The sequence below is a fragment of the Acinetobacter sp. P1(2023) genome (assembly GCF_028367635.1).
Lineage (GTDB): Bacteria > Pseudomonadota > Gammaproteobacteria > Pseudomonadales > Moraxellaceae > Acinetobacter > Acinetobacter pittii_E.
The window spans coordinates 70,576-90,833 of record NZ_JAQNDD010000007.1 but is presented as its reverse complement, the minus strand read 5'-3'; the positions used below and the strand labels follow the sequence as shown (position 1 = coordinate 90,833).

Genomic DNA, 20,258 nt, shown 5'->3' with positions numbered 1-20,258 from the left:
ATTGATGCATGACCAAATTTTGGGCCTTTGGTCTCTACTCACTACAACTTATTTTGTTTACGCTGCTGCTTACGTATTGTGATAAATGCGTAAACCATCGGCATATAAAAGAAAATAAAGGCAAAGATTAAAACTCCAACACCAAGCATATAGTTATGGCTGAGATGAGAAAGCATAATCTTTACCTCTTTTAAAATTGCTCTTTAGTGAAAAAGAGCAATTTTATTGAATGTTATTGGCAAGCTTCACAATCAGGGTTATCGATTGAACAAGCCATTGGTACTGGAGCTGCTTGAGTAAAGCCTTCTTCTTCAACCGCTGCTTCTGGTTTCTTCGCTTCTACAACAGGGGCAGCAACCGCCGCTGCTTCAACAGTCGCAGGTTTAACTGCGTTTAAAGCACCTGTGTTGATTGTAGATTTTTCAGCAGAAGTTGCACCTAAAGCTCGGAGGTAATAAGTCGTCTTAAGGCCACGTAACCATGCCATCTTGTAAGTGATGTCAAGTTTCTTACCGTTTGCACCAGAGATGTAAAGGTTAAGCGACTGAGCTTGATCAATCCATTTTTGACGGCGTGATGCAGCATCAACGATCCAACGTGTATCCACTTCAAACGCAGTAGCAAAGATTGCTTTTAATTCTTCAGGAATACGAGCAATTTTTTGTACTGAACCTTCAAAGTGTTTAAGGTCATTCACCATTACTGTGTCCCAAAGACCACGTTCTTTTAATGCACGAACGAGGTATGGGTTAATAACAGTGAACTCACCAGACAAGTTAGATTTCACATATAAGTTTTGGAATGTTGGCTCAATAGACTGAGAAACACCACAAATGTTAGAGATGGTTGCAGTTGGAGCAATTGCCATCACGTTTGAGTTACGCATACCGTCTTTTTGAACTTTGGCACGTAAAGTGTCCCAGTCTAAACGTTGAGTACGGTCAACTTCGAACATGCGCTCTGGACGAGATTTCGCAACAATTTCTAAAGAGTCGATTGGGAGGATACCTTGATCCCACAATGAACCTTTGAATGTTGAGTAAGCACCACGTTCAACAGCCAAGTTGCTTGAAGTTTCAATTGCGTAGTAGCTAATTACTTCCATTGATTCATCAGCAAAATCAACAGCAGCGTCTGAACCGTAAGCAATACCCATTTCATATAGAGCATCTTGGAAGCCCATGATACCCATACCCACAGGGCGGTGTTTCAAGTTCGAGTTTTTCGCTTGTGGTACAGCGTAGTAGTTAATGTCGATCACGTTATCGAGCATACGTACTGCTGTTTTAATTGTGCGAGCTAACTTCTCACGGTCTAACACACCACCTTGAACGTGTTGTACAAGGTTGATCGAACCTAAGTTACATACTGCAATTTCGTCTTGATTTGTGTTCAAGGTAATTTCAGTACATAAGTTAGATGAGTGAACTACACCAACATGTTGTTGTGGTGAACGTAAGTTACATACATCTTTGAATGTGATCCACGGGTGACCAGTTTCAAACAACATAGAAAGCATTTTGCGCCATAAATCTTTAGCACGTACTTTCTTATGTAGCATGTTAGTTTCTTTCGCTACAGACTCATAGTAAGCATAACGCTCAGCAAATTCAGCACCAGTTAAGTCGTGCAAGTCTGGAGTTTCAGAAGGAGTAAATAATGTCCATTCACCATCTTCAAATACACGTTGCATAAACAAGTCTGGAACCCAGTTCGCAGTGTTCATGTCGTGAGTACGGCGACGGTCATCACCCGTGTTTTTACGAAGCTCTAAGAACTCTTCGATGTCTAAGTGCCAAGTTTCTAAGTATGCACACACAGCACCTTTACGCTTACCACCTTGGTTTACTGCAACAGCTGTATCGTTCGCAACTTTCAAGAATGGAACAACACCCTGAGACTTACCGTTTGTACCTTTAATATAAGAGTTCAAGGCACGTACAGGTGTCCAGTCATTACCTAAACCACCAGCCCATTTAGAAAGCATCGCGTTATCACGCATTGCGCCATAAATGTCATAAAGGTCATCGCCAATTGTTGTTAAGTAACAACTTGAAAGCTGTGGACGTAATGTACCTGAGTTAAACAGGGTAGGCGTAGAAGCCATGTAGTCGAAGCTAGACAATAAGTTATAGAACTCAATTGCACGTTCTTCTTTATCTTGCTCATTGAGTGCAAGACCCATCGACACACGCATGAAGAATAATTGTGGTAATTCGAAGCGAACGCCGTTTGAGTGAATGAAGTAACGGTCAAATAAAGTCTGTAAACCTAGGTAGGTAAACTGATTAGAACGTTCTGGCTGAATTGCTGCTGATAATTTTTCTAAGTCAAAGTCAAGCAAGTCAGGTGAAAGCAAATCAAGCTCAACACCTTTTTTCAAGAATGCTTCAAGTGCATTGTTTTCAGGTGTATCTGTTGATAAGCCTAAGAACGTTAAACCAGTGCTCACTAATTCGTTACAAAGCAAACGTGCAGTTACGTAAGTGTAGTTTGGTTCTTGTTCAATACGAGTACGTGTTGCCATCATCATTGTTGTGGCAATATCACTTTCTTTTACGCCGTTATATAAGTTTTTAACGGTTTCATCCACAATGGCTTGAACGTCAATACCTTCCAAACCTTCAGCTGCCTTAGAAACAGTTGCTTGCAAGGCACTTAAATCAAGTGGCTGAAGCTGACCGTTTTTGTCGGTAACTTGTAAAGTAGGGTGGTGGTTTGAGTTCGTTTGCTGACGAGCGCTAGCACGTTGTTCACGGTAAATCACATAAGCGCGGGCAACCTTTTGTTCCCCAGTACGCATTAAAGCAAGTTCTACTTGATCTTGAATTTCTTCAATATGGATCGTACCGCCCGATGGTAAACGGCGAGTAAAAGTATTTAAGACCATTTCCGTCAACTGGGTAATACGGTCGTGAATACGGCTAGAATCCGAACTCTGTTGACCTTCCACAGCAAGAAAAGCTTTACCAATCGCAACTGAAATTTTCTCTGCATCAAATGCAGCAACATCTCCAGTGCGTTTAATCACCTGAATTTGACCGGGAGTCGAAGTAATTACGCTCATGCCAGCATAGCTCCATTGTCACTTTTGTTATGTTCATAGACCGTTTGAACCGAGCAAAAAACATGCCACGATATTTGAGGGATAAACACAAGACTTAGTAGTTAAAGTTTATTTTCAACACAAGATACGGGATTTTTCATAGCAGATCAATCTTGACTTTTTAGTAATTTTTTATCTGTATGATTTGATGGGAGATAGCATAGCAAAGCTGTTAAAAAACACTTATAGATAAGTTTGTGGATAACTCAAAAAACAAACACTTAAATAAATTTAAACTAAACAGAGAAATAATTTGTTTAATATTCATACATTGGAAATATGAATAGAATATGAAATTTAATAACAATAAATAAATCTTAAAAACACGTGAAAATTCAAAGGCTAATAAAATGCAACAAAATACGATTGTCATGTATCAGTTTGGTGAACGCCTACTTGTTTACAATGTAAACGTGTGTATATTGCAAATGATAAACGAATGTATCTGCAAGATTTTTAAGATGCATGAAACGAGATTTATAGGGGCAATGATATGAGCCAAGAAGAAAAGTTACCAAAGATTCTGATCGTTGAAGATGATGAGCGCTTAGCGCGTTTAACTCAAGAATATTTAATTCGCAACGGTTTAGAGGTTGGTGTAGAAACTGATGGTAACCGTGCAATTCGTCGTATTATTAGTGAACAACCAGATCTAGTGGTCTTGGATGTCATGTTGCCGGGTGCCGATGGCTTAACTGTTTGCCGTGAAGTTCGTCCACATTATCATCAACCGATTCTTATGTTGACTGCACGTACAGAAGATATGGATCAGGTACTTGGTTTAGAAATGGGCGCAGATGACTATGTCGCTAAACCTGTTCAACCGCGTGTTCTTTTAGCGCGTATCCGTGCACTCTTACGTCGCACAGACAAAACTGTAGAAGATGAAGTTGCACAGCGTATCGAGTTTGATGACCTTGTCATCGACAATGGCGGTCGTTCTGTAACGCTAAATGGTGAACTTGTTGACTTCACCAGCGCAGAATATGACCTATTATGGTTGCTTGCATCAAATGCTGGTCGTATCTTATCGCGTGAAGATATCTTCGAACGTTTACGTGGTATCGAATACGATGGTCAGGACCGTTCAATCGACGTCCGTATTTCACGTATTCGTCCAAAAATTGGCGATGATCCTGAAAATCCAAAGCGTATTAAAACAGTACGTAGTAAAGGTTACTTGTTCGTTAAAGAAACCAACGGGTTATAAGGTCGGAATAAACTTCCTATAAGGTTGATCGAGTGTTTAAACACAGTATATTCCTGCGAATTTATGCGGGACTGGTAATTCTTGTTGTTTTGGTTGCTGTATTTGGTTATTTGCTTGTACAAATCATCAATTATCAACGGGCACAAGAATACCGAGAATCTTTAACTGATGGTATTTCTTATGTCATTAGTGAAGGGGTGGCTCGACAACCGGGGAAACAACAGAAAATAGACTGGGTTTCAGACGCATCAGATTTATTGGAACTTCCAATTTACTATACTGATGCAAGCAAGGTTGAGTTATCTCGTACCGAGAAAAAACGAATCGAAGCTCAAAAGTCTGTTGTCCGTTACGATGCCAGTAATAGTATTGCGTATATCATTATTGGCTTGCGTGACGACCCACAGCATTATCTATCTATAAAAGTCGACAAGATTAGTGAGCGCCAAATGAAGGCTCTCCCTATTTTTGTACTTGATTATTTAATGTTTTATCCGGGGCAAGAACAAGAATATCTTGCCAAGATTCAAAAACATTTCTCTTATCCAATTAATATCTACAATATTCAAGACGTTAATTTGGACTCTGAGCAAATTGGTCGTTTACGCCAAGATCAAAGCGTTATGTTGTACAAAGATAGTGCAACAGTTCGCGGTACAACCATTTCAATCGTATCTCCAATTCCGAATCATCCTACACAGGTTCTCGTGCTTGGACCGGTGCCGATGTTTAACTGGATGCCTTTGCAGCTTTCAGCAGGGATTACCTTATTTAGCTTATTCTTGTTGAGTCTAGGCGTTTATGGGTTGATCTTGCCGCTAGAGCGTAAAATTCGCCAAGTACGTTATGCATTAAACCGTATGAAGTCTGGTGATTTGTCATTGCGTGTTCCTATTGAAGGAAGTGACGAAATGGCAAACTTGGCATCAAGTTATAACAACATGTCTGATCATATTCAGCGTTTAATTGAAGCTCAGCGTGAGTTAATGAGGGCAGTATCTCATGAGCTTAGAACGCCTGTGGCTCGTATTCGCTTTGGTACAGAAATGTTGGCTGAAGAAGATGATTACAATCATCGTATGCATCAGGTCGATATGATTGATAAAGATATTGAAGCACTCAATACTTTAATTGATGAAATCATGACTTATGCAAAACTAGAGCAGGGTACACCTTCACTAGATTTCGATGAAATTACTTTATTTGATGTGTTGGATCAGGTTGCTGTCGAAACTGAAGCTTTAAAAACGCAAAAAGAAATTGAACTGGTTGCTCCTCCTCTTTATGTAAAAGTAGATGCAGAGCGTCGTTATTTACATCGTGTTGTTCAAAACTTGGTAGGCAATGCGGTTCGTTATTGCGATAATAAAGTTCGAATTACCGGTGGCATTCATAGCGATGGCATGGCGTTTGTGTGTGTTGAAGATGATGGTGCCGGTATTCCTGAACAAGACCGTCAAAGAGTATTTGAAGCTTTTGCCCGTCTAGATGATAGCCGTACGCGTGCGTCAGGTGGCTATGGTTTGGGGTTGTCTATTGTAAGTCGTATTGCGTATTGGTTTGGTGGTGAAATTAAAGTCGATGAAAGCCCAAGCTTGGGTGGCGCTCGCTTTATCATGACGTGGCCAGCAAAACGCTTTAAACAGCCTCCTTTAAAAGCCAATAAAAAAGCACCTTCATAAGGTGCTTTTTTATTGAGTTATTTATAGTCGAGTTGCATCTGGTTCCAAAATAGGTTTTCCGCTTCTTAAGCTGGTTAACGCATCGGAATTAAAGTCGATCAGTAACGAATTATTTTTTGCATCAATCTGGTATTTTTGAATAAGAGGTTGGTCTCCATTAATTGTTTCTATTTTATATTCATCAGCAATATGCAAAATACCTTCTAGGTTTGTTGTGGTTGACGCAAAATCCTGTCTAAATATTTCATAGACATCCCGCAAGTCAAAAATTGCATTATTAGCATCTGGATGTTTGTGAATATAGCTTTCTATATGTCGCACAAGTAGCTGTGCAAACAAGTAGTAATTTGGTTTGTGCGTATATTCTAGAGTCATGCATTTTTCTCCTTATTATCTGTTATTAGCATACATGGCAAAACACAGCTTATTGTATAAAATTCATTACACTAGATGATGAAATGAAAAAATTATAAAGAGATAAAAACCCGATTACGTCCTTGGCGTTTTGCTTGATATAAAGCGTCATCTGCTTCTTTAAACAAACTCTCAATCGCTCTATGGGACGATGGGGAATATAAACTTATACCAATACTCACCTGTATGAAAATGGGTAATTTGCCATAAATATAAATAGGTTGCTGGCTAATTTTAATTCGGATTTGTTCTGCCAGTTCAAAAGCACTTTCCTTGCTGGTATCTGCAATAAAAATGGCAAATTCTTCACCGCCCAAGCGGCCCAACAAATCATGAGGATGCAAAATATTTTGTATCGTGGTGACACAAGTCTGTAGCGCCCGATCACCGATTTGATGACCGTAGTTGTCGTTGACTTGTTTGAAATGGTCGACATCCAACATGAAAAAAGCTGAGGTTTTATTTTCTTTTTGTACTTTTTCTTGAAGTAATCTGACCGACTGTAAAAACTGGCGTCGAGTAAGACTAGAGGTCAGCTCATCATGTGCAATCGCATGTTGAAGCTTCTGAATTAATTCTGAATGTAAAACACTGATACTCGAAACCGTCAGAGGGGCAATCGTCATCATGATTAACCCTATACGAATTGAAATCGTATTGCTGAAATACTCATTCGGATAGAGCAAAAGGTAATGTCCGGAAACATGATAAATAATATAGGCGCTGGTGAGGCTCGTAATGAGTGCAACAACAATAGGTTTATAGCGAATAGCGCACCAGATAAGCGCAGCAATGGGATAGAGTAGTGAACCGGGACCGGAGTCATAATAACTGGCTGCGATGGAAATCAAAACAGCCCCAAAAGGTAAAAGGTCGGTTGCCTGTAACCCACGACTTCTCGAAAAGTAATGCTTTACCTGACTATATTGAGGTAGGTTCAATATGATAGGTAAAAGAAGCAAAGCATTTTGCAATTCAGAAGTGAACCAATAACCGAATTCATCCAACAAACCGCCCAGCATAAATTTAGTATTAAACATAGGCACGAAAGTTGCTGCAAATAATCCGCCTACTACGCTACCGACTCCACATAGAGCAAATAAAAAGAGGTAAGAATAGCCTCGGTAGGCTGCCTTAATATGCTGATTAAAAAACATATAGAGCGCAAACGTAGTAACAACATAAAGAAAATTTGAAGTTGTTAAAACGAGTGTGAGAGCAAAGGGCGTGCCTTGAAATAGATCGGCAATAACATAGCCGCTATATGCACCTAAAAATGTGCCTAGTCGACGTGTGTTAGGGAAGCGAATGAGCAAGCCAAGTAAAACCGAGTTGGCAGGCCAAAAAAACGCGAGAAAACTTAAAGGGCGAGATGCGATGCCAATGAAACAACATACTGCAATAATGATGCTAAACAGGAGAAAATATTTTAAAAAGGAGAAAGGTGAAAATTCACGAAGTGAGTATGGCATCAGCTGCCCTTAATGATAAATACTCTTATCTAAGAGTAATAAAATATTATGCATGATTAAACATTCATCATAATTCAGAGGAGAAGTTGAATACAATAAAAAACAAACTAATATTATAAAAAAGTAAGTTATTAAAACTTAATAGTCGATGAACTGTGTAAATATTCTAAAATTAAAAAATGAAAAAAATCATCATAAATAAAGAAACTATTAAATAAACCGATTATGTGCGGTGAAACCCCCCTTACAACACATAGATGAATAGTTTTGTTGGGAAAATCATCCGAAAGACTAAGACGCTTCAACTAGCATGGGAAATTAGAAATCAGGTACAATTGGCGGGATTAATTTTGTGTTTGGTGTATTTGAAGGCCAATACATACATTCTTTGTTAAATAAATAGGCCTGCCAGGAGTTATCCCCGCATGAGTGCCATTACTCCATACGACTGGGCGATTATCGCCTTCGTGATCGGCGTTACATTTCTTTGCGTCTTTATGCTCACAGTTCCCTTACTTCTCGGGGGAAAATCGTGGGGACGTGCTAAGCAAGAGCAGTTTGAATCAGGTGTCGTGAGTGCTGGTGGCGCTCGCATTCGCCTGTCTGCAAAGTTTTATTTAGTCGCAATTTTCTTTGTTGTCTTCGACTTAGAGGCTCTTTACCTCTATGCATGGTCTACTTCTGTGCGTGAAGTAGGGTGGTTGGGATATACCACTGTTGTGATCTTTGTCGTTGATTTATTGATTGCGCTTGTTTATGCCTTCTCTGTAGGTGCTCTAAGTTGGTCGCCAGCAGATCGCCGTAAATCAGCAGGTGAGGCGATTAAAATCGGTTCACCAACAATGAACATTGCTGAAATTACACGCTTTAATTCTATTGAAGAGCTCGTAACTGACCCTACAGGCCAGATTCCAGCTCAATCATCAGGTCGTGTTAAGTCAAAAACTACACCTGCATTGTCATCTGAAAAGGAGTAAGTCGGGATGAAATATACTCTGACCCGCGCGAATCCGGATGCTGATCAATACCCATTGCAAGAACGTCAAATTGTGACGGATCCACTTGAAGAGGAAGTGAATAAAAACGTATTCATGACTCGTTTAGAGGATGTCTTGCATACAGCAGTAAACTGGGGACGTAAAAACTCCTTGTGGCCATTTAACTTTGGTACCTCATGTTGTTACGTCGAATATGCAACGACCTTAACAGGTGTGCATGACTTGTCACGTTTCGGTGCAGAGGTTATCCGTGCTTCACCTCGTCAGGCTGACTTGATGATTGTTGCAGGGACCTGTTTCGTAAAAATGGCTCCAGTTATTCAGCGTCTTTATGAACAGATGTTAGAGCCTAAATGGGTCATTTCGATGGGTGCTTGTGCAAACTCTGGAGGTATGTACGACATCTATTCAGTAGTACAAGGTGTAGACAAAATTATTCCTGTTGACGTGTACGTCCCAGGTTGTCCGCCTCGTCCTGAAGCATTAATTCAAGCTTTAATGCTTTTACAAGACCAGATTCAATTAGAGCGACGCCCGCTTTCTGCCGTGATCGGTGATGATCTTCAGCCAGTGTATAAGCCAAAGATGATGCCAGAACGTGACCGTAAGAATGCACAGCGTATTGCCGTTAAAAACTTACGCTCTATGGATGAGATTAAATAATTTTTTGACGGTGTTTTGACATATCTAACTGATATGTTCATCGAGAAAATTGACAGAATTTGTATTAAATAGGAAGCCAAGCCAATGGCTGAAACTGACATTGCTATGCCAGAGTCAACAGCAGTTGATTCACGCCCAGCATTTGCAATCGTAGAAGAGCTCAAAACCAAGTTTGGTGAGAACTTTTACGTGCAGGCGACTTTTGAAGAGTTTCCAACAGTCTGGGTTGAGCGCGCACGCGTGCAAGAAGTCCTTATGTTCCTACGTAAAGTGGAACGTCCGTATGTAATGCTATTTGACTTATCTGCGATGGATGAACGTTTACGTGTTCATCGTGATGGTTTACCAGCATCTGACTTTACTGTGTTCTATCATTTATTATCGCTTGAGCGTAATAGTGACATTCGTATCAAGGTTGCCTTGAACGAAAATGATCTTAACATTCCAACAGCGACAAATATCTGGCCAAATGCCAACTGGTATGAACGTGAAGCTTACGATATGTTCGGTATCAATTTCGAAGGGCATCCAATGCTCCGTCGTATTTTGTTGCCAACGTATTGGGAAGGTCATCCGCTTCGCAAAGAATACTCAGCACGTGCGACAGAATATACGCCGTACATGCAAGACAAAGCGAAACAAGACTTTGAACAAGAGCACTTACGTTTTGTGCCGGAAGACTGGGGTCTTAAGCGTGGTAACGCTGATGAAGACTTTATGTTCTTGAACTTGGGTCCTAACCATCCATCTGCACATGGTGCGTTCCGTGTTGTATTGCAGTTAGATGGCGAAGAAGTGAAGGACTGTGTACCTGATATCGGTTATCACCACCGTGGTGTGGAAAAGATGGCTGAACGTCAAACATGGCATTCTTTCATTCCTTATACTGACCGTGTTGACTACTTAGGTGGTTGTGCTCAAAACATGCCATATGTGATGGCTGTCGAGCAAATGGCAGGTATTAAAGTTCCTGAACGTGCGCAAGTGATTCGTGTCATGTTGAACGAATTGTTCCGTATCAATAACCACTTATTATTCTGTGGTACGGCAATTCAGGATGCCGGTGGTATGACACCAGTATTCTATATGTTCGCAGACCGTCAAAAAGTTTACGACATTGTTGAAGCAATTACGGGTTACCGTATGCATCCAGCATGGTTCCGTATTGGCGGTACAGCACACGATCTTCCAAACAACTGGCAAAAGCTTGTTAAAGAATTGCTAGAGTGGATGCCTAAACGCTTAAACGAATACTACACAGCAGCATTGAAAAACTCTGTGTTTATTGGTCGTACGCGTAATGTTGCACAATACGATGCCAAATCTGCACTCGCATGGGGTGTAACTGGTACTGGTTTACGCGCAACAGGTATCGATTTTGACGTACGTAAATATCGTCCATACAGCGGCTATGAAAACTTCGATTTTGATGTGCCGGTTGAGTATGAAGGCGATGCTTATGCACGTGTGCTTGTTCACTTCCGTGAAATTACCGAGTCGCTAAAAATTATTCAACAGTGCTTGGATAACATGCCTTCTGGTCCATACAAAGCGGATCATCCATTGGCTGTTCCACCACCGAAAGATAAGACATTACAAGATATTGAAACCTTGATTACGCACTTCTTGAGCGTTTCATGGGGTCCTGTCATGCCAGCGGGCGAGTCATCATTTATGACTGAAGTGGTTAAAGGTGCAAGTACTTACTACTTGACTTCAGATAAAGCGACCATGAGTTATCGTACTCGTATTCGTACACCGACGTTTACTCACTTACAGCAAATGCCGTCAGTGATTAACGGAAGTTTAGTATCTGACTTAATCATTTATCTGGCGACCATTGACGTGGTTATGGCTGACGTGGATCGCTAAGAGGTAACACATAATGATGATTTTGACTGATAAAAAACCACGTGTGAATGTTGAAGGGATTTTGACTGCAGAAGAAATCCACGATATCGAACATCACATTGGTCACTATCCATACCCTCGTGCAGCCTCTTTGGATGCATTGAAATGCGTACAGCGCCGTAATGGTTGGGTAGATGACGCTCAGATGAATGCTATCGCACAGTTGTTGTCGATGAGTGTTGCTGATTTGGAAGGTGTTGCAACATTTTACAACCGTATCTATCGCCATCCGGTAGGTCGTCACGTGATTTTGCTTTGTGACTCAATTGCTTGCTTCTTGATGGGTGCAGAAACACTTGCTGAAGCATTCCAGCGCGAATTAGGAATTCAGTATGGTCAAACGACGCCAGATGGTCGTTTTACGCTGCTTCCGATTTGCTGCCTAGGCAACTGCGACAAAGGCCCAACTTTAATGATTGATGAAGATACTCACGGTTTAGTCGAAGTGACATCAATTAAACAGTTATTGGAGAAGTATGTATGAATACTGAACCAAAACCAATTTATGGCGACGGTAATCCGGAAACTCATCCGCTCACTTGGCGTTTAAGCAAACAAGAAGCGGTACGTAGTGCTGATGATTACGAAGCACTTGAAGGTTATGCAGGCTTTAAAAAAGCATTAGGCATGAAACCTGCTGAAGTGTTAGACGTCATTAAAGCTGCAACTGTAAAAGGTCGTGGTGGTGCGGGTTTCCCAGCGGGTATTAAATGGTCATTGATGGCACCAAATGATGGTGGTCCACGTTACTTGATCTGTAATGCCGACGAAATGGAACCGGGTACCTTTAAAGACCGTTTGTTGATGGAAAAACTTCCACATCAATTGATCGAAGGCATGTTAATTGCGGGTTATACCTTAGAAGCAACACAAGGTTATATCTTTATCCGTGGTGAATACATCGAGGCTGCTCAATATCTAAATGAAGCGTTAGAACAGATTCGTGCTAAAGGTTATTTAGGCGAAAACATCTTAGGTTCTGGCTGGAATTTTGATCTGCATGTACATACGGGTGCAGGGCGTTATATCTGTGGTGAAGAAACTGCATTGATTAACTCGCTTGAAGGCCGTCGTGCTAACCCTCGTACTAAGCCACCGTTCCCGCAAGTTGCAGGGGCATGGGGCCGTCCGACGATTGTGAACAACGTTGAAACTTATAACAACTTGCCAGCAATCATGCTTCGTGGACCAGAGTGGTATATCGGTTTATCAGCTGGTAAATCAAAAGATCCAGGCACTAAAATTTATGGTGCATCGGGTAAAGTTAAATTCCCAGGTCTTTGGGAATTGCCGTTTGGTACAACTGCACGTGAAGTCATTGAAGATCATGCAGGTGGTATGCGTGAGGGCTTAAAGCTCAAAGCATGGTTGCCAGGTGGTGCTTCAACTGACTTTTTACCAGCAGATACCATTGATTTACCAATGGATGCGGACACGATTATGAAAGCAGGTTCTCGTTTGGGAACATGTTTGTTAATGGTGGTAGACGAAACTCAATGTATGGTATCGCTCACTCGTAACTTAGAAGAGTTCTTTGCGCGTGAATCATGTGGTTTCTGTACACCGTGCCGTGATGGTTTGCCATGGGCTGTTAAAGCGCTTAAAGCACTTGAAGCAGGCGAAGGTAAGAAAGAAGATATCGACCATTTACAAGAACTAACTCGTAAATTATGGATCGGTAAAACTTTCTGTGCCCACGCACCAGGTGCGATGGAGCCGCTTATGGGCGCACTCAAACATTTCCGTGGTGAGTTTGAAGCGAAAGTGACGAATCGTCCTGTCGTGCAAACCAGCAACGTAGAACAAGCTTAAGGAATTCGACTATGGCTACAATTCATGTCGATGGAAAATCGTATGAAGTCAACGGCTCGGAAAACTTGCTACAAGCATGTTTGAGTCTGGGCATCGACATCCCATATTTTTGTTGGCATCCATCCTTAGGTTCGGTTGGTTCTTGCCGTCAATGTGCTGTTACGCAATATGCGAATCCAGAAGATACGCGTGGTCGTTTGGTCATGTCTTGCATGACACCAGCATCTGACAATACCTATATCTCAATTGAAGACAAAGAAGCAACGGATTTCCGTGCATCTATTGTTGAATTTTTGATGACCAACCACCCGCACGACTGTCCAGTTTGTGAAGAGGGTGGTCACTGTCATTTACAAGATATGACTGTAATGACAGGTCATGACCGTCGTCGCTATCGTTTTACAAAACGTACGCATTACAACCAAGAACTCGGCTCATTCATTGCGCATGAAATGAACCGCTGTATTGCTTGTTACCGTTGTGTTCGTTACTACAAAGACTATGCAGGCGGTACAGATTTTGGCGTATATGCCAATGCATCTCGTGTTTACTTTGGTCGTCCGGAATCAGGTACTTTAGAGTCTGAATTCTCTGGTAACTTGACTGAAGTATGTCCAACAGGTGTATTCACTGATAAGACTCATTCAGAGCGTTATAACCGTAAGTGGGACATGCAGTATGCACCAAGCGTGTGTCAAGGCTGTTCTTCTGGTTGTAATATTTCTCCGGGTGAACGCTATGGTGAAATTCGTCGTGTAGAAAACCGTTTTAATGGTTCGGTTAACCAATACTTCCTTTGTGACAAAGGTCGTTTTGGCACAGGTTATGTCAACCGTGCAGACCGTCCACGTCAGCCTCAGTTCCGTAATGGCGAAACTGTTGCAACTGTTTCTGTCGATCAAGCTCTCGATCAAGCGATTGCGAAGCTTCAAGGCAAAAAAGTTTTGGGTATTGGTTCTCCTCGCGCAAGCTTGGAATCAAACTACGCATTACGTGAGCTCGTAGGTCAGGCAAATTACTCAACTGGTATTGCACAAAAAGAGCAAAAGCTTGTTGAACTTGCTGCATCTATCATGCAAACCGAGGGTATTTACAACCCGAACATGCGTGAAATTGAAAGCTATGATGCTGTTCTGATCTTAGGTGAAGACCTAACTCAAACTGCACCTCGCATGGCATTGTCTGTTCGCCAAGCTGCGAAAAACAAAGCACGCGAAATGGCTGCAAAAACACGTACACCAGATTGGTTAGCTGAGCCTGTACAACGTATTGGTCAAGAAGCAAAATCTCCGGTTTACATTTTAGCTGCAACTCAAACTCGTCTTGCTGACATTGCAACTGGTGAAGTTGTTGCTTCTCCAAATGACATCGCGCGTTTAGGCTTTGCAGTTGCTGCGGCAGTGAGTGGTGAAGTTGTAAGTGGTTTAGATGAAGATGCAAAAGCATTTGCTCAAACCATTGCTGACACTCTAAAAGCAGCAAACAAACCATTAATTATTGCGGGTACAAGCTTGCAAGATGCTTCTATTATGGAAGCTGCTGCACAGTTAACTCAGAACTTAGGTTCTAAAGCTGGTTTAAGTCTTGTAGTTCCTGAAGTGAACTCTATGGGCTTGGCATTGTTTGGTGGTTTAAGCCTTGAACAAGCATTTGCTCAAGACTACGACACACTGGTTATTGTTGAAAATGACTTGTTCCGTCGTTTACCTGCTGCACAAGTAAAAGCTGCATTAGATAAAGCTGAAACAGTAATTGTGCTTGATCACAGTGAAACTGAAACTGTGAAACAGGCTGATATCGTTCTTTCAGCAGCAAGCTTTGCAGAGGGTGATGGTACTGTTGTAAGCCAAGAAGGTCGTGCACAGCGCTTCTATCAAGTTTACGATCCAAGTTACTACAAACCTGAATACGCAATTAAAGAATCATGGCGTTGGTTACATGCCATTGAAACTGGCATTAAAGGTAAGGCTATAGATTGGACATTGCTTGACGATGTAATTGAAAGCATCGTGAAAAATGTACCAGTACTCGAAGCTATCCAAGATGTAGCACCTGATGCTGGTTACCGTGTACATGGCTTAAAAATCGCGCGTGAACCACGTCGTTATTCGGGTCGTACAGCAATGCGTGCGCCGTTATCGGTTCATGAGCCTAAACAGCCTACCGATCCTGATTCAGCATTAACATTCTCAATGGAAGGTTATGTTGGCCCGCAAAAAGCATCATCATTAGTACCATTTGCATGGGCTCCAGGTTGGAACTCTCCACAATCTTGGAACAAATACCAAGATGAAGTCGGTGGTCACTTAAAAGGTGGTGATTCGGGTGTTCGTTTATTCGATCGCTTGGCAAAACGCCCTGCACGTAGCTATGTTGCTCCAGTGCCGGTTGTTGCAAACCCTGAAAGTTTCCGTTTAGTACCAATGCATCATATTTTTGGTTCTGGTGAATTCACGATTAAAACACCTGCAATGGAAACTCGTATTCCTGAAGCTGTGTTTGCAGTGGGCGAACAAGATGCAACTCGTTTGAACCTTCAAGAAGGTCAACGCATTACGGTAAAAGCAGGCGAAACGACTGTGAGCTTGCCGGTACAAGTAATTGAATATTTACCTACAGGTTATATTGGTTACCCAGTTGGTTTAGCACCAATGGTGTCACTAGCTGAGCCTGTTTCAGTGGCTTTAGGAGTGTAATTCATGAATCAAGAAATTATACGTCAAACGCCACTTTGGGCTGAAAACTGGCCGATTGCTTACGCTGTCGTTCAAGCAGTTGTGATTTTGCTTGTTGTAGTTTTAGTTGCAGCGTTGATGTCTTTTATTGAGCGTCGTTTACTTGCTTGGTGGCAAGACCGTTATGGTCCAAACCGTGTTGGTCCTGGTGGTATGTTCCAGATCGTTGCCGACATGCTCAAGATCATGTTCAAAGAAGACTGGACACCAAAGTTTGCTGACAAACTTACATTCCGTTTAGCACCAGCTGTTGCAATGGCAACAGCGGTTCTTTCGTTCATGGTAATCCCAGTGAGTCCTTCACTGGGTGTTGCCGACATGAGTATCGGCTTGCTGTTCTTCATGGCAATGGCCGGTATTGCTGTCTATGCAGTATTGTTTGGTGGTTGGGCTTCAAATAACAAATACTCATTGCTTGGTGGTTTACGTTCGGCTGCTCAAACCATTTCTTATGAAGTGTTCTTGGGTATCTCATTGATGGGTGTGGTTGCAATTGCAGGCTCATTTAACCTTCGTGAAATTGTTGAAGCACAACGTGATGTTTGGTTCGTTATTCCACAATTCTTAGGTTTCTTGATTTTTGTGGTTGCTGGTGTTGCGGTAACTCACCGTCATCCATTTGACCAACCAGAAGCAGAACAAGAATTGGCTGAAGGTTACCATGTTGAATATGGTGGTATGAAATGGGGTATGTTCTTCGTTGCTGAATATGTCAACGTAGTACTGATCTCTGCATTGATCGTGACTTTATTCTTCGGTGGCTGGTTAGCACCATTCAATTTAGAAATTCCATTTGTTCCGCCAGTATTCTGGTTTGTGATTAAAACAGCATTCTTTGTAATGATGTTTGTATTGGCACGTGGTTCTTTAATGCGTCCACGTTATGACCAAGTCATGAACTTTGGTTGGAAAATTTGTTTGCCATTGGCGTTGGTCAACTTGTTAGTGACTGGTGCTGTGATTCTGATGAATCAGGCCTAGGACAGCAGGGAGTACAAAATGTATAAATTTCTAGCTGGATTTGGATCAATTGTACGTACGTTACTCATGGTATTTAGCCATGCAACGCGTAAACGTGACACGATTTTATATCCAGAAGTTCCGGCTGAACAGATTGTGCCGCCACGCTTTCGTGGTCGTATCGTATTAACGCGTGACCCTGATGGGGAAGAGCGTTGCGTAGCATGTAACCTATGTGCGGTTGCATGTCCAGTTGGCTGTATTTCATTACAAAAAGCAGAAACAGAAGATGGTCGTTGGTATCCGGAGTTTTTCCGTATCAACTTCTCACGTTGTATTTTCTGCGGTATGTGTGAAGAAGCATGTCCAACAACTGCGATTCAGCTCACACCAGACTTCGAGTTAGGCGAATACGTACGTCAAGATCTTGTTTATGAGAAAGAAAACTTACTCATTTCAGGTCCGGGCAAATATCCAGACTACAACTTCTACCGTGTAACGGGTATGGCGATTAACGGTAAAGAGAAAGGTCAAGCACAAAAAGAAAGTGCACCAATCGATGTACGGAGTCTATTACCATGATGTGGCCGTTTTATTTGATGGCACTCGTGGCCATCGTTTCTACGGTTCGTGTAGTGACTAACACGAACCCTGTACACGCTTTACTTAGTCTAATTGTTTCATTGCTTGCTGTTGCTGGTATTTTCATGATCGTGGGGGCGCCTTTTGCAGGTGCTCTTGAAATCATCGTCTATGCCGGAGCGATTATGGTTCTGTTTGTCTTCGTGGTGATGATGTTGAATTTAGGTCAACACACCGTTGAACAAGAACGTAAATGGCTTTCTTCAGATGCTTGGGCATATCCAGCACTCATGAGTTTCTTACTCGGCTTGCTTTTAGTTTGGATGCTTGGTGGTGAATACACTACTATTTCAGCACCGCTTGGGGCACAAGTGATTGGACCAAAAGTCGTTGGTCAAGCACTCTTTACTCACTATTTATTATTGGTTGAAGTTGCCGCGATGTTATTGCTAGCAGCCCTTGTTGCAGCATACCACTTAGGTAAACGTGAACCAGGTGCAGAAGAGGAAAAAGAATAATGGGCCAGATTCCTTTAGAACATGGTTTGATTGTTGCAACCATCCTTTTTGCACTCGGTTTTTACGGTGTAATGGTGCGACGCAACCTATTATTTATGTTAATGAGCCTTGAGATCATGATGAATGCTGCAGCATTGGCATTTGTTCTTGCGGGTAGCGTATGGGCACAACCAGATGGGCAAGTAATGTTCATCCTGATTTTGACCCTTGCAGCAGCAGAGGCATGTATCGGTCTTGCGATTGTCCTTCAGTTCTATCATCGCTTCCATCATTTGGATGTGGATGCTGCTAGTGAGATGCGCGGATGAGTTATTTATATCTAACAGTATTATTTCCGCTAATCGGTTTTATTTTATTGGCGGCGGGACGAGACAAACTCTCTGAAAACGTTGCAGCAGTTATTGGTGTAGGTTCTGTAGGTTTATCTGCATTATTTGCACTCATTGCTGGAATGGCATTTACCACGAGTGGTCAGCAAGTTTTTGTTCAAAACTTGTGGACATGGTTCAATGTTGGCGGTTTTGCCCCTGGCATTAGCTTACATCTAGACGGCTTATCTTTACTCATGATGGGCATGATCACGGGTGTTGGTTTCTTAATCCACATCTTTGCGTCATGGTACATGCGTGGTGAAGAGGGCTATGCGCGTTTCTTCTCTTATTTCAACCTGTTCGTTGCCAGCATGCTTGTGCTTGTATTGGGTGACAACTTGGCGTTGTTATTCTTGGGTTGGGAAGGCGTAGGTCTTTGCTCTTACTTGCTGATCGGTTTCTATTATGCAAACCCTGCAAATGGTTGGGCAGCGATCAAAGCGTTTACAGTGACCCGCGTTGGTGACGTATTCTTGCTTATTGCTCTATTCTTGCTTTACCAACAATTTGGTACGCTAAATACTCAGTACATCGTTGAACACGCAGCAGAAGTAATGACGAAGAGCTCATCACTTACCATCTGGACTGCATTAATGTTGTTCTTAGGTGCTGCCGGTAAATCTGCTCAAATTCCATTGCAAACATGGTTGGCAGATGCGATGGCAGGTCCAACACCTGTTTCTGCATTGATCCACGCTGCAACAATGGTAACGGCTGGTGTGTACTTATGCTGTCGTCTATTCAGCGTATTTGAACTTGCTCCTGAAGTGATGCAATTCATTTCAGTAACTGGCGCGGTAACTTTGTTAGTTGCAGGTTTTGCTGCACTTGTTCAAACAGATATCAAACGTATTTTGGCTTACTCAACAATGAGTCAGTTGGGTTATATGTTTATGGCTGTAGGTGCGGAAGCTTATCAAGCTGGCTTGTTCCACATGTTGGCTCACGCATTCTTTAAGGCATTATTATTCTTGTCTTCTGGTGCGGTTATTTTGGCTTACCATCATGAGCAAAACATTTTCAAAATGGGTGGTTTGTTCAAACGTAACAAATTCCTGTTTGCTTGTTTCGCGATTGGTGGCGGTGCATTAGCAGCGATTCCATTCTTGACTATCGGCTTCTTCTCTAAAGATGCGATTCTTGGTGAAGTTTGGGTACAAGGTCAATCAGTTGCTTTATATCACACCTTATATTGGGTGGGTGTAGCAGGTGCATTCCTGACTTCAATCTATACATTCCGTTTAATCTGGGTTGTATTCTTTGGTCAAGAAAACACGCCTTACCATGAAATTAAAGGTGCAACTTACTGGGCACCATTGGGTATTTTAGCTGTATTGTCTACTTTTGTAGGTGCAATCTTAAAAGCACCAGTAGCAGGTATTCTGAATACTGCAAAAATTCCTGAATTCCATGTAGCTGAACAATTTGTAGAAGGCATGCATGGGGCAGAGCATTTAGCGGTAGGTATTGCGCTAGTTGGTCTAGTTGTTGGTATAGCATTATTTACATTTGCTTACGGTGCAGTGAAATCATTTGCTCAAACAAGTTTGGGTTCAGGTTTGGCACATATTTGCCGTACCGCTTTTGGTTTTGATGCGTTGTATGACATCGTTTTTGTTAAACCTTATTTATTCTTCGCCAAAATCTTTGGCCGTGATCCGATTGACGGTTTGTGGTTGGTTCTTCCTGCACTTGTGAAAGGCGGAAACAGTTTTACAAGCTCACGTCAAACAGGTTCATTGCGTGAATACGCATCAAGCATGTCACTCGGTGTAGTGGTGTTATTGATGATCTTGATCGTTATTCAGGTAGTGGGGAAATAAA

The 20,258-nt window shown here is 41.9% G+C and carries 18 protein-coding genes; 14 read left to right on the top strand and 4 right to left on the bottom strand.

Annotated features, from left to right (window positions below; all coding sequences use genetic code 11):
* Positions 1 to 41: 41 nt before the first annotated feature.
* Complete coding sequence (locus POD11_RS12025) at positions 42 to 176, bottom strand: hypothetical protein (RefSeq protein ID WP_002120013.1); 135 nt, start codon at positions 174 to 176, stop codon at positions 42 to 44.
* A gap of 56 nt (positions 177 to 232) precedes the next feature.
* On the bottom strand, positions 233 to 3,067 hold the full coding sequence (locus POD11_RS12020; RefSeq protein ID WP_002120003.1) for a ribonucleoside-diphosphate reductase subunit alpha: 2,835 nt from the start codon (positions 3,065 to 3,067) through the stop codon (positions 233 to 235).
* Positions 3,068 to 3,420: 353 nt separating this feature from the next.
* On the opposite strand from POD11_RS12020, the gene POD11_RS12015 reads away from it, so the two are divergent.
* The 3 genes from POD11_RS12015 to bfmS are packed head-to-tail and all read left to right on the top strand — an operon-like array spanning position 3,421 to position 5,998.
* Positions 3,421 to 3,603 carry a hypothetical protein gene (locus POD11_RS12015; RefSeq protein ID WP_031945548.1) on the top strand — a complete coding sequence of 61 codons (183 nt, stop codon included), beginning with the start codon at positions 3,421 to 3,423 and terminating at the stop codon, positions 3,601 to 3,603.
* Entirely contained in the window at positions 3,600 to 4,316 is a 717-nt protein-coding gene (gene bfmR, locus POD11_RS12010; protein WP_000076440.1) for a response regulator transcription factor BfmR, read from the top strand. The genes POD11_RS12015 and bfmR overlap by 4 nt, the downstream gene beginning before the upstream one ends.
* Positions 4,317 to 4,348: 32 nt before the next feature.
* Complete coding sequence (gene bfmS / locus POD11_RS12005) at positions 4,349 to 5,998, top strand: sensor histidine kinase BfmS (protein ID WP_016142095.1); 1,650 nt, start codon at positions 4,349 to 4,351, stop codon at positions 5,996 to 5,998.
* A gap of 21 nt (positions 5,999 to 6,019) precedes the next feature.
* Here the strand turns inward: bfmS and POD11_RS12000 are convergent, their stop codons facing one another.
* Positions 6,020 to 6,373 (bottom strand): hypothetical protein, encoded by a 354-nt coding sequence (locus POD11_RS12000; RefSeq protein WP_016142094.1) that lies wholly within the window; start codon positions 6,371 to 6,373, stop codon positions 6,020 to 6,022.
* Positions 6,374 to 6,465: 92 nt separating this feature from the next.
* Complete coding sequence (locus POD11_RS11995) at positions 6,466 to 7,884, bottom strand: sensor domain-containing diguanylate cyclase (protein ID WP_262457287.1); 1,419 nt, start codon at positions 7,882 to 7,884, stop codon at positions 6,466 to 6,468.
* Positions 7,885 to 8,309: 425 nt separating this feature from the next.
* Here POD11_RS11995 and ndhC point away from each other — a divergent pair, with 425 nt between their 5' ends.
* The 11 genes from ndhC (at position 8,310) to nuoL (ending at position 20,257) form a co-directional block, all read left to right on the top strand.
* On the top strand, positions 8,310 to 8,861 hold the full coding sequence (gene ndhC / locus POD11_RS11990; protein ID WP_003653481.1) for an NADH-quinone oxidoreductase subunit A: 552 nt from the start codon (positions 8,310 to 8,312) through the stop codon (positions 8,859 to 8,861).
* A 6-nt stretch (positions 8,862 to 8,867) separates the two neighbouring features.
* Positions 8,868 to 9,545 carry a NuoB/complex I 20 kDa subunit family protein gene (locus POD11_RS11985; RefSeq protein ID WP_002050353.1) on the top strand — a complete coding sequence of 226 codons (678 nt, stop codon included), beginning with the start codon at positions 8,868 to 8,870 and terminating at the stop codon, positions 9,543 to 9,545.
* Positions 9,546 to 9,629: 84 nt separating this feature from the next.
* Positions 9,630 to 11,417 carry an NADH-quinone oxidoreductase subunit C/D gene (gene nuoC, locus POD11_RS11980; protein ID WP_002120052.1) on the top strand — a complete coding sequence of 596 codons (1,788 nt, stop codon included), beginning with the start codon at positions 9,630 to 9,632 and terminating at the stop codon, positions 11,415 to 11,417.
* Between the two features lie 13 nt (positions 11,418 to 11,430).
* On the top strand, positions 11,431 to 11,940 hold the full coding sequence (gene nuoE, locus POD11_RS11975) for an NADH-quinone oxidoreductase subunit NuoE (protein ID WP_003653477.1): 510 nt from the start codon (positions 11,431 to 11,433) through the stop codon (positions 11,938 to 11,940).
* Positions 11,937 to 13,268, top strand: a complete 1,332-nt coding sequence (nuoF, locus tag POD11_RS11970; RefSeq protein ID WP_002120030.1) for an NADH-quinone oxidoreductase subunit NuoF — start codon at positions 11,937 to 11,939, stop codon at positions 13,266 to 13,268. Before nuoE ends, nuoF begins: the two co-directional genes overlap by 4 nt.
* Before the next feature lie 11 nt (positions 13,269 to 13,279).
* Positions 13,280 to 15,964, top strand: coding sequence for an NADH-quinone oxidoreductase subunit NuoG (gene nuoG / locus POD11_RS11965; protein ID WP_262457286.1), 2,685 nt, complete (start codon positions 13,280 to 13,282; stop codon positions 15,962 to 15,964).
* 3 nt (positions 15,965 to 15,967) lie between these two features.
* Positions 15,968 to 16,984 carry an NADH-quinone oxidoreductase subunit NuoH gene (nuoH, locus tag POD11_RS11960; RefSeq protein ID WP_004703499.1) on the top strand — a complete coding sequence of 339 codons (1,017 nt, stop codon included), beginning with the start codon at positions 15,968 to 15,970 and terminating at the stop codon, positions 16,982 to 16,984.
* 18 nt (positions 16,985 to 17,002) lie between these two features.
* Entirely contained in the window at positions 17,003 to 17,545 is a 543-nt protein-coding gene (gene nuoI / locus POD11_RS11955) for an NADH-quinone oxidoreductase subunit NuoI (protein WP_002120012.1), read from the top strand.
* On the top strand, positions 17,545 to 18,063 hold the full coding sequence (nuoJ, locus tag POD11_RS11950) for an NADH-quinone oxidoreductase subunit J (protein ID WP_014205902.1): 519 nt from the start codon (positions 17,545 to 17,547) through the stop codon (positions 18,061 to 18,063). Before nuoI ends, nuoJ begins: the two co-directional genes overlap by 1 nt.
* Positions 18,063 to 18,371: an NADH-quinone oxidoreductase subunit NuoK gene (gene nuoK / locus POD11_RS11945; protein ID WP_000529822.1), complete on the top strand. Its 309-nt coding sequence runs from the start codon at positions 18,063 to 18,065 to the stop codon at positions 18,369 to 18,371. The genes nuoJ and nuoK overlap by 1 nt, the downstream gene beginning before the upstream one ends.
* Complete coding sequence (nuoL, locus tag POD11_RS11940) at positions 18,368 to 20,257, top strand: NADH-quinone oxidoreductase subunit L (RefSeq protein ID WP_224993317.1); 1,890 nt, start codon at positions 18,368 to 18,370, stop codon at positions 20,255 to 20,257. Before nuoK ends, nuoL begins: the two co-directional genes overlap by 4 nt.
* Position 20,258: the final 1 nt, after the last annotated feature.

Bases quoted from the DNA above. Each gene is read 5' to 3' on its own strand.
- nuoE (WP_003653477.1), top strand. From the start codon at position 11,431: ATGATGATTTTGACTGATAAAAAACCACGTGTGAATGTTGAAGGGATT.
- nuoH (WP_004703499.1), top strand. From the start codon at position 15,968: ATGAATCAAGAAATTATACGTCAAACGCCACTTTGGGCTGAAAACTGG.
- nuoG (WP_262457286.1), top strand. From the start codon at position 13,280: ATGGCTACAATTCATGTCGATGGAAAATCGTATGAAGTCAACGGCTCG.
- bfmR (WP_000076440.1), top strand. From the start codon at position 3,600: ATGAGCCAAGAAGAAAAGTTACCAAAGATTCTGATCGTTGAAGATGAT.
- nuoK (WP_000529822.1), top strand. From the start codon at position 18,063: ATGGGCCAGATTCCTTTAGAACATGGTTTGATTGTTGCAACCATCCTT.
- POD11_RS12025 (WP_002120013.1), bottom strand. From the start codon at position 176: ATGCTTTCTCATCTCAGCCATAACTATATGCTTGGTGTTGGAGTTTTA.
- nuoC (WP_002120052.1), top strand. From the start codon at position 9,630: ATGGCTGAAACTGACATTGCTATGCCAGAGTCAACAGCAGTTGATTCA.
- POD11_RS12000 (WP_016142094.1), bottom strand. From the start codon at position 6,373: ATGACTCTAGAATATACGCACAAACCAAATTACTACTTGTTTGCACAG.
- nuoI (WP_002120012.1), top strand. From the start codon at position 17,003: ATGTATAAATTTCTAGCTGGATTTGGATCAATTGTACGTACGTTACTC.
- ndhC (WP_003653481.1), top strand. From the start codon at position 8,310: ATGAGTGCCATTACTCCATACGACTGGGCGATTATCGCCTTCGTGATC.
- POD11_RS11985 (WP_002050353.1), top strand. From the start codon at position 8,868: ATGAAATATACTCTGACCCGCGCGAATCCGGATGCTGATCAATACCCA.
- nuoJ (WP_014205902.1), top strand. From the start codon at position 17,545: ATGTGGCCGTTTTATTTGATGGCACTCGTGGCCATCGTTTCTACGGTT.
- POD11_RS11995 (WP_262457287.1), bottom strand. From the start codon at position 7,884: ATGCCATACTCACTTCGTGAATTTTCACCTTTCTCCTTTTTAAAATAT.
- nuoL (WP_224993317.1), top strand. From the start codon at position 18,368: ATGAGTTATTTATATCTAACAGTATTATTTCCGCTAATCGGTTTTATT.
- POD11_RS12020 (WP_002120003.1), bottom strand. From the start codon at position 3,067: ATGAGCGTAATTACTTCGACTCCCGGTCAAATTCAGGTGATTAAACGC.
- nuoF (WP_002120030.1), top strand. From the start codon at position 11,937: ATGAATACTGAACCAAAACCAATTTATGGCGACGGTAATCCGGAAACT.